At 41.6% G+C, this 8,174-nt stretch carries 8 protein-coding genes; 7 read left to right on the top strand and 1 reads right to left on the bottom strand.

Going from position 1 to position 8,174, the window contains the following annotated elements; translation table 11 throughout:
* The 7 genes from H5200_RS22360 to purF all read left to right on the top strand — a co-directional run.
* Window positions 1–1,263 (top strand): FimV/HubP family polar landmark protein (locus tag H5200_RS22360; protein ID WP_310737059.1); only part of this gene is annotated, 1,263 nt, incomplete at its 5' end.
* A gap of 178 nt (window positions 1,264–1,441) precedes the next feature.
* Window positions 1,442–2,236: a tRNA pseudouridine(38-40) synthase TruA gene (gene truA, locus H5200_RS22355; protein WP_149980769.1), complete on the top strand. Its 795-nt coding sequence runs from the start codon at window positions 1,442–1,444 to the stop codon at window positions 2,234–2,236.
* 160 nt (window positions 2,237–2,396) lie between these two features.
* Window positions 2,397–3,272, top strand: a complete 876-nt coding sequence (accD, locus tag H5200_RS22350; RefSeq protein WP_145241496.1) for an acetyl-CoA carboxylase, carboxyltransferase subunit beta — start codon at window positions 2,397–2,399, stop codon at window positions 3,270–3,272.
* Between the two features lie 25 nt (window positions 3,273–3,297).
* A complete protein-coding gene (gene folC / locus H5200_RS22345; RefSeq protein WP_182762698.1) occupies window positions 3,298–4,563 on the top strand; it encodes a bifunctional tetrahydrofolate synthase/dihydrofolate synthase in 1,266 nt (421 codons plus the stop codon).
* Between the two features lie 11 nt (window positions 4,564–4,574).
* Window positions 4,575–5,213 (top strand): SPOR domain-containing protein, encoded by a 639-nt coding sequence (locus H5200_RS22340; protein ID WP_182762697.1) that lies wholly within the window; start codon window positions 4,575–4,577, stop codon window positions 5,211–5,213.
* Window positions 5,214–5,274: 61 nt separating this feature from the next.
* Window positions 5,275–5,769 carry a CvpA family protein gene (locus tag H5200_RS22335; protein ID WP_054206292.1) on the top strand — a complete coding sequence of 165 codons (495 nt, stop codon included), beginning with the start codon at window positions 5,275–5,277 and terminating at the stop codon, window positions 5,767–5,769.
* An 18-nt stretch (window positions 5,770–5,787) separates the two neighbouring features.
* A complete protein-coding gene (gene purF / locus H5200_RS22330) occupies window positions 5,788–7,314 on the top strand; it encodes an amidophosphoribosyltransferase (RefSeq protein ID WP_182718155.1) in 1,527 nt (508 codons plus the stop codon).
* 114 nt (window positions 7,315–7,428) lie between these two features.
* Here the strand turns inward: purF and H5200_RS22325 are convergent, their stop codons facing one another.
* Window positions 7,429–8,028, bottom strand: a complete 600-nt coding sequence (locus tag H5200_RS22325) for a Yip1 family protein (protein WP_145241488.1) — start codon at window positions 8,026–8,028, stop codon at window positions 7,429–7,431.
* Window positions 8,029–8,174: the final 146 nt, after the last annotated feature.

Genomic DNA, 8,174 nt, shown 5'->3' with positions numbered 1-8,174 from the left:
CCTGAGCTTTTAGATGAACTTGGATCAGAGCTTGAAGGTTTAGATGATGATTTATTTGCACAAACGAGTGAAGAATCAAGCGACGATTTACTTGATGAAGATGATTTACTTGAAGAATATAATGATCCTTCACTAAAAAGTGTTGATGATTTACTCAATGAACTGCAGCAAGAAGACGATTACGTAGAGCCTCCACAATGGTCTGATGTTGATGAACTCAACGATGATATCGAAGAGGTTGAAATAGATCTGGGAGATGATCCGCTTGCAGATGAAGAGCTCGGTGATGAATTTGATTTAGCACTGGAAGACGAACCTCTTAGCAATGATACAGTAACACCAAGTTTAGAGCTTGATGATTATCCAGACCTTGAACTCGATGATGAAGAGATTGATAGTGACGCAGAATTAGCCGATGAGACTGAGCTGGAAACGTCGGGAGCAGATACTCCAGAGCTGAAGCTTAGTCAAGCTGAGCAAGATCTTGCTAATGCAATGGCGGGAGGTCACGATTTAGATAGTTTAGAGCAAGATTTTGATGATGAATTATTAATCGAAGATGAGCTGATTACTGAAGATGAGCCAGTTGCTGAAGACGAACTAGTTACTGAAGATGAAGCAGTTGTTGAAGATGAACTTACAGATGCGTTAGAAGATGAATATCATGGTGATTTCGCGACTGAACTTGAAGAGCCACTGGAACAATCGTTGTCAGATGATCAGCTTGATGATGATTTTATGGCTGATCTCACCCAAACAGATTTTGATGCATTGCTTAGTGAGTTGGCTGAACCTGAGTCTTTAGAAATAGATGATAGCAGCGAGTTTGAAGTTGATTTCAATGCGTTACTCAGTGAAGATCTTGCTGCACTTGAAGAGCTTTCAGTACCTGATGATGTGCCGTCGGCGGAGCAATTAAGTGAAGACGTGAATACATCAACAAATGAGGACATCGTTGCGGATGAATTTGTCGATATTGATGCTTTGATTGAACAAAGTGATGATACAAGCTTAGATTATGAACCTTATGATGATGTAAATATGGATGTCGGATTAAGTGAGTTTGATGCCTTACTTGCTGGAGATAACCCAACTGATGTGGATGCTGAAAGTGGCGGTTATTCTGCAAAACTTGATTTAGCACGTGCTTATATTGAAATAGGGGATATGGATGCAGCCCTTGACGCTATTGACGAAGTGATAGCAAATGGTCCCGAAGAAGTACAAGAAGAAGCACAAAGCTTAAAAGCAAAATTACTGTAAGTTGTTTCTGCATTTATAGTTAAAACGGGGAGTAAATTTAGTTTACTCGCCGTTTTTTTAGCAATAGAAAAAAGGTCGCTTGGCTACTGTGCGCTTAATTTGTATAGAGTCACTTTTATTGCAGCGTCAGATAGCATAAAATGCCCCGTTCATTAGCACAGTAGGTAAAGCAGTAATTATGCGAGTAGCACTTGGAGTTGAGTACAACGGCGCCCGTTATAGTGGTTGGCAACGTCAATCGCATGTAAATAGCGTACAACAAGAAGTAGAAACCGCGCTTTCGCGTATTTGTAATCATCCAGTTGAAATAGTCTGTGCTGGGCGCACTGATGCCGGCGTGCATGGCACTGGGCAAGTGGTGCATTTTGATACCGATGCTGAACGCGATATGGTTGCATTTACTATGGGTATGAATACCTTGCTACCGAAAGATATTGCTATTCGCTATGCAAAACCGGTGAGTGATGATTTTCATGCACGTTTTAGTGCTACAGCTCGTCGTTATCGTTATGTTATTTACAATAACGCCTTTCGAGGAGCAATATTAAATGAAGGCGTTACGCATTTTCATCACCCACTTGATGAAACTAAAATGCAAGAAGCATGTCAATATCTATTAGGCGAGCATGATTTTACGTCATTCAGAGCTTTGCATTGTCAAGCGAATACTGCTACACGTACTATTCATCACTTGTCAGTTGAGCGTCAAGGCAGTTATGTGATTATTGATATTAAGGCTAATGCATTTTTACACCACATGGTGCGTAACATTACCGGTTGCTTAACCGATATTGGTATTCATAAGCAGCAACCTGTGTGGCTAAAAGAGTTACTTGATTTAAAAGAGCGAGCCAAAGCCAGTGCGACGGCAAAGGCGGCAGGTTTATACTTAGTTGATGTTGACTATCCGGCGCGGTTTGAAATTCCGTCGACACCACTTGGCCCTTTATTCTTAACGGATGTGAAGGGTTAATTGGTGATAAATTAAACATAACCTTGCAGGCATTTCACTACTAAGACCAGTTTTTTATACCGCCTGTGTGGAATTCATGTTTTAATTGAAAAAATTTGTCTGTCAATAATGATTTGGCAGGAACGCAGCAAAGCACAGAATAGTATTAAGAGAGTTGCAAATGAGTTGGTTAGAAAAAATCCTACCTAAAACAACAAAGTCTTCGGCTCGTAAAGAGATCCCTGAAGGTGTTTGGGCAAAGTGTACAGATTGTGATTCGATTTTATATAAAGCTGAATTAGAAAAATCACTCAATGTATGTCCTAAATGCAATCACCACATGCGTGTGAGTGGCCGTAAACGCCTTGAGCACTTTTTGGATGATGGCGACCGCCAAGAACTTGGCACACAGCACGAACCAAAAGATATTTTAAAGTTTAAAGACTCGAAAAAATATTCAGATCGTATCGCCGCCGCACAAAAATCAAGTGGCGAAAAAGACGCATTAGTCGCGATGAAGGGACGCTTAAAAGGCATTCCAGTGGCCGCCGTCGCATTTGAATTCTCATTTATGGGTGGGTCAATGGCATCGGTTGTTGGCGCACGTTTTGTGGATGCTGTTGATCAGTGTTTAGAGCATAACATGCCGCTAATTTGCTTCTCAGCTTCAGGTGGCGCACGTATGCAAGAGGCACTAATGTCGCTTATGCAAATGGCTAAAACCAGTGCTGCACTTGCTAAGATGAGCGAACAAGGCTTACCGTTTATCTCAGTAATGACTGACCCAACTATGGGCGGTGTATCAGCATCATTAGCTATGCTAGGTGATATCAACGTGGCGGAGCCAAAAGCATTAATCGGCTTTGCGGGTCCTCGTGTAATTGAACAAACTGTGCGCGAAACCTTACCTGAAGGCTTCCAACGAAGTGAATTTCTACTCGAGCATGGTGCCATCGATATGATTATTGATCGCCGTGAAATGCGTGACACACTTGCCCGCATACTAGCTAAATTTATGAACTTGCCTTCTACGGAACAAGAGCATAGAGTAGCGTAAATTTCAGCTTTACTGATTACACGCTATGACAAAAAATCTTCCTAGCCAATCATCAAGCCTTGATGATTGGCTTTGTTATTTAGAAAGTGTTCACCCAGCAAATATTGCCATGGGTTTAGAACGCGTTGCCAAAGTTGCCAATACCATTGGTTTACTAGATAGCCCAAGTAAAATTATTCTAATAGCCGGCACCAATGGCAAAGGCACCACTGCCCGATGTTTAGAATCACTGCTGCTTGCCCAAGGTTATTCGGTTGGTACCTATGCCTCTCCTCATTTAATTCATTATAACGAGCGAGTGCGCATTAATGGCGCTGAGCTTGATGATCAATTTCATGTTGATGCGTTTGACTTGCTCGAGCAAGGCCGCGGTGACACGCCACTGACTTATTTTGAGTATGGCACCTTAGGCGCACTGGCTATTTTTAAACGCCATAGCGTTGATTATGTGCTGTTAGAAGTGGGTTTAGGTGGGCGTTTCGATGCTACCAATATTGTTACTCCATTTGCCAGTGTGATCATCACCATAGATCTAGATCATAAAGAGTACCTTGGTGATACGCGAGAGCTTGTGGGTTATGATAAAGCAGGGATCTTCCGTACTGGCACACCTGCCATTGTCGGCGATTTAAATATACCGCACACAGTCACCGACTACGGTCATGAAATTAACGCGGTGATGCATTTATCAGGGCGTGACTTTATATTTAAAGAGCATGCGCAAAGTTTTAGTTGGCAATATCAAGCCCATCACTTTGAGTTTGCTAAACCATCAATCCCATGCCAAAACGCGGCAACGGCACTAACCACATTAGCCGTGTTAGATTTATTACCTAGTGAGGCAGTGATCCGTGATTGTTTAGCTAATTTAGTTGTTGAAGGGCGTTTTCAGCAACTAAGCAGCAAACCTATGGTCTATACTGATGTGGCACATAATGCTGAATCTGCACGCTATTTAGCTAAAAAGTTAGCTAACCTGCAAGATCAAGGCTTTAAAGTTCATGCGTTAGTCGCTATGCTGGCTGATAAAGACAAAGTCGCTGTATTAAATGAAGTTAGCCCGGTAGTTGATGCGTGGTGTTTAGCCGGACTTAATTGCTTTCGTGGCGATAAAGTAGAGAATTTAGCTAAATCCATGGATAATGTGCATACAAGCGCGCCAATTGAAAAATATCAAACAGTTGCAGACGCATTGGATGGTGTGTTGCCACAGCTTGATGAGAAGACGGTGTTAATCATATTTGGCTCCTTCTTAACTGTTGCAGCTGCTATCAATTATTGGAAAAAATAGAGAGGAATCAGGTGAACTCAGGCTTTATAAATCGTTTAGTCGGCACAACTATTGTGGTGATTGCAGCTATCGTGTTTATTCCTAATATTCTTGATGGCGAAAAAGTACATTACAAAGAAGGCTTTAAAGCCATTCCGGAACGTCCTGAGTTCACAACTATTGACTTGCAAGATTCAATAGATGATCAAGTGGCTAACGCACAACAGCCAAACGAAGAGCCTGAGGAAGATATATTGCCAGATGATGACCTACTCTCAAGTTCCTCTGAAGCAGTTGTAGAGACGACGCCAGTAGCGAAAAAAATGGTTGAAGCATCGACTGAGCAAACTACTGTAGCAACGACTACAGCACAACCTGTTGAAAAAAAGTCTGAGCCATCACGTAAGCCTGAAGAAAATTTATCGAAAATGGCATATGTAATTCAGTTGGGGAGCTTTTCGCATAGTGCGAATGTAAAATCGCTACAAGCTAAACTAAGTGACGAAGGGTTTAAAACCTTTACCCGTCCAGTTAAAACACCAAATGGTACTTTAACCAAAGTTTTTGTGGGTCCGTCGCTTGATAAAGCCCAGCTTGAGAGCAAACTCCCTGAATTAAAAGCACTTACTAAACTTAACGGAAAAGTTACCCAATTTGAAGTAGCAAAATGATCTGGCATTTAGTGCTGACCTCTTATAGAATGCGCCCCAAATTAACGACTAGTTGGTTCATATGATCTGGGTTGATTACGCCATCTTTGGCATTATTGCACTGTCTACTATTATCGGTTTAATTCGTGGCTTTATAAAAGAAGCAATGTCTTTGGCTGTGTGGGCTGGCGCATTTATCATATCTAGCTTGTTTTACCAATATTTAGCATCATTCCTAACAAGTATTTCTGAACCCCTTTTAAGAAATGCAGCGGCCATTGCCATATTATTCTTTGCGACGCTATTGTTAGGCGGATTGTTAAACTACCTTCTAGGTGAACTTGTACAACGTACTGGTTTGTCTGGCACAGACCGTGTCTTCGGCATTGTCTTTGGTGCACTTCGTGGCGTGTTGGTCGTGAGCGCGTTACTCTTCTTTCTTGATGCTTTTACTGGTGCACCCAATACGCACTGGTGGGGTAACTCTATTTTGATCCCAGAATTTGGCTTTGTTGTTGAGTGGTTTTTTTCATACCTCGAAAATAACTCTAGCTTTTTAAATTCGGTCAACCGTTAATCGGCGAGGAAAAATTTCATGTGTGGTATCGTTGGAATAGTCGGAACATCTCCTGTAAATCAGGCGATTTATGATGGCTTAACTGTTTTGCAACACCGTGGTCAAGATGCCGCGGGCATCATTACCATTGAAAACAACACCTTTAGTTTACGCAAAGCAAATGGCTTAGTGAAAGATGTATTTCACACCCGTCATATGAAGCGTTTACAAGGCACTATTGGTATCGGCCATGTACGCTATCCGACAGCAGGTTCTTCTAGCTCGTCTGAAGCGCAGCCGTTCTATGTTAACTCACCGTTCGGTATTGCTTTAGCACACAACGGTAACTTAACCAATGCAGAGCAGCTTAAAGATCAATTGTTCTGTGAAGCACGTCGCCACGTTAACACAACCTCAGATTCTGAAATTTTACTTAACATCATGGCTCATGAATTAAGTAAACCAAATAAACTACATCTTGACCCTGAAGATATTTTTAACGGTATCACCGAAGTTATAAATAAAGTTCAAGGCGGTTATGCCACCATCGCTATGGTAATTGGCCATGGTATTATCGCGTTTCGTGACCCAAATGGTATTCGTCCATTAGTGTTTGGTAAACGTGAAACTGCAAATGGCACCGAGTATATGTTTGCCTCTGAAAGCGTTGCGTTAAAAACCGATGGTTTTGAATTTGTGCGTGATGTCGCTCCTGGTGAAGCGATATATGTTACTGAAGGCGGTGAGTTTTACTCTCAAACATGCGCAGATAAAGTATCTTACTCGCCATGTATCTTTGAATTTGTTTACTTTGCACGTCCAGACTCAAATATCGATCGCATGTCTGTTTACGCTACACGTGTAAATATGGGCACTAAGCTTGGCGAAAAAATTGCTCGCGAATGGGCTGATAAAGATATTGATGTTGTTATTCCAATCCCAGAAACATCATGTGATGTGGCATTGGAAATCGCCCGCGTACTTAATCTGCCATATCGCCAAGGGTTTGTTAAAAACCGTTACATTGGCCGTACGTTTATCATGCCTGGTCAGGAAATGCGTAAAAAGTCAGTACGTCAAAAGCTCAATGCAATTGACCGTGAGTTTAAAGGTAAAAACGTATTACTAGTTGATGACTCGATTGTACGTGGCACTACTTCAGCACAAATTGTTGAAATGGCGCGTGAGTCTGGTGCTAAAAACGTTTACTTTGCTTCTGCTGCACCTGAAATTCGCTTTCCGAACGTGTATGGTATTGATATGCCATCTGCGGCTGAGTTGATTGCCCATGGACGTGAAGTTGAAGATATCAATGCAAGCATTGGCTCTGATGGTTTGATTTTCCAATCGTTACCTGATTTGATTGCTGCCGTAGCGCAGGAAAACCCAGAAATTACACGATTTGAAACATCAGTATTTGATGGCCAATATATTACCGGTGGTATCGATCAGAATTATTTGAATCGTATTGAACAGCTGCGTAATGATTCGGCAAAAAGTAGTCGTGAAAGTGCCATGTCTTCTGGTTTAGAGTTACATAATCAAGAAGAAAACGGCTCAGATTAATCTCTGCCTAGCGAAATAAAAAAGGAGCTAAATTTAGCTCCTTTTTTGCGAAGGAAAGAAAATAATAACACTACTATATACTACATTTTACAGCTTCTAACGTTGAACTAGGTATCATGTAAAGGTTGGACTTACGATACCGTTGGTCCACAATATGGCGGTGACAGCTAAAATAATCACCAGTAAAATTAGTCCGCAAGTTACCACAGAGCTTGCGTAAATAAAGCCACGCTCTTGCGGTATATGCATCAAAATGGGCACACCGGTATACAGCAAGTAGACCGAATAGCCTAAAGCGACCAAACCCACACATACAACAAACCATAGTTCTGGCCAAAATGCCGCTAGTGCAGACATAAATACTGGTGTTGAAGTATACGCTGCAAGTTCTAAGGTTTGGGTAAAGGTTGGTTCTGCACCAAAAGTAACAGCCATCCAATGTGCTAAATAAGCCAGCGCAAACACACCTACAATTAAAGCGCCATACATAGCTGCAGCAATCAGTATTGCACTATCGTGGGTTAAAAATACCGGATTACCAGCCCCGATACTCCAGCCCAAATAAACTGATGAGTAATAACCCATTGCAGATGGAAACAACGCTATCAGTAATATATGTGATAGGCTATATGTTAAGCTCTCGTGGCGGTTATCTATTGTTTGCCACTCTTCGAGTGGATGGGCATATATGCCCCAAAGATGGTTTAGTATCATAATTGTGTGCCCCATGAAAAGGAATTATACCAATCGTGTTAAGTTACTGACCATTTATAGCGACAGATAAATACAGTGATAACAAGGCGTAAATTTTGACATGTAGTTGTTCTACTTGAAAAAATTATAACGCAGTTAGCGCTTTA

It is taken from the genome of Pseudoalteromonas sp. SG43-7, assembly GCF_014164295.1.
Classification (GTDB): Bacteria; Pseudomonadota; Gammaproteobacteria; order Enterobacterales; family Alteromonadaceae; genus Pseudoalteromonas; species Pseudoalteromonas rhizosphaerae.
Note: the sequence above shows the minus strand (reverse complement) of the source record. Positions and strands in the feature narration are given on the sequence as shown.

Bases quoted from the DNA above. Each gene is read 5' to 3' on its own strand.
- truA (WP_149980769.1), top strand. From the start codon at position 1,442: ATGCGAGTAGCACTTGGAGTTGAGTACAACGGCGCCCGTTATAGTGGT.
- accD (WP_145241496.1), top strand. From the start codon at position 2,397: ATGAGTTGGTTAGAAAAAATCCTACCTAAAACAACAAAGTCTTCGGCT.
- folC (WP_182762698.1), top strand. From the start codon at position 3,298: ATGACAAAAAATCTTCCTAGCCAATCATCAAGCCTTGATGATTGGCTT.
- H5200_RS22335 (WP_054206292.1), top strand. From the start codon at position 5,275: ATGATCTGGGTTGATTACGCCATCTTTGGCATTATTGCACTGTCTACT.
- purF (WP_182718155.1), top strand. From the start codon at position 5,788: ATGTGTGGTATCGTTGGAATAGTCGGAACATCTCCTGTAAATCAGGCG.
- H5200_RS22325 (WP_145241488.1), bottom strand. From the start codon at position 8,028: ATGATACTAAACCATCTTTGGGGCATATATGCCCATCCACTCGAAGAG.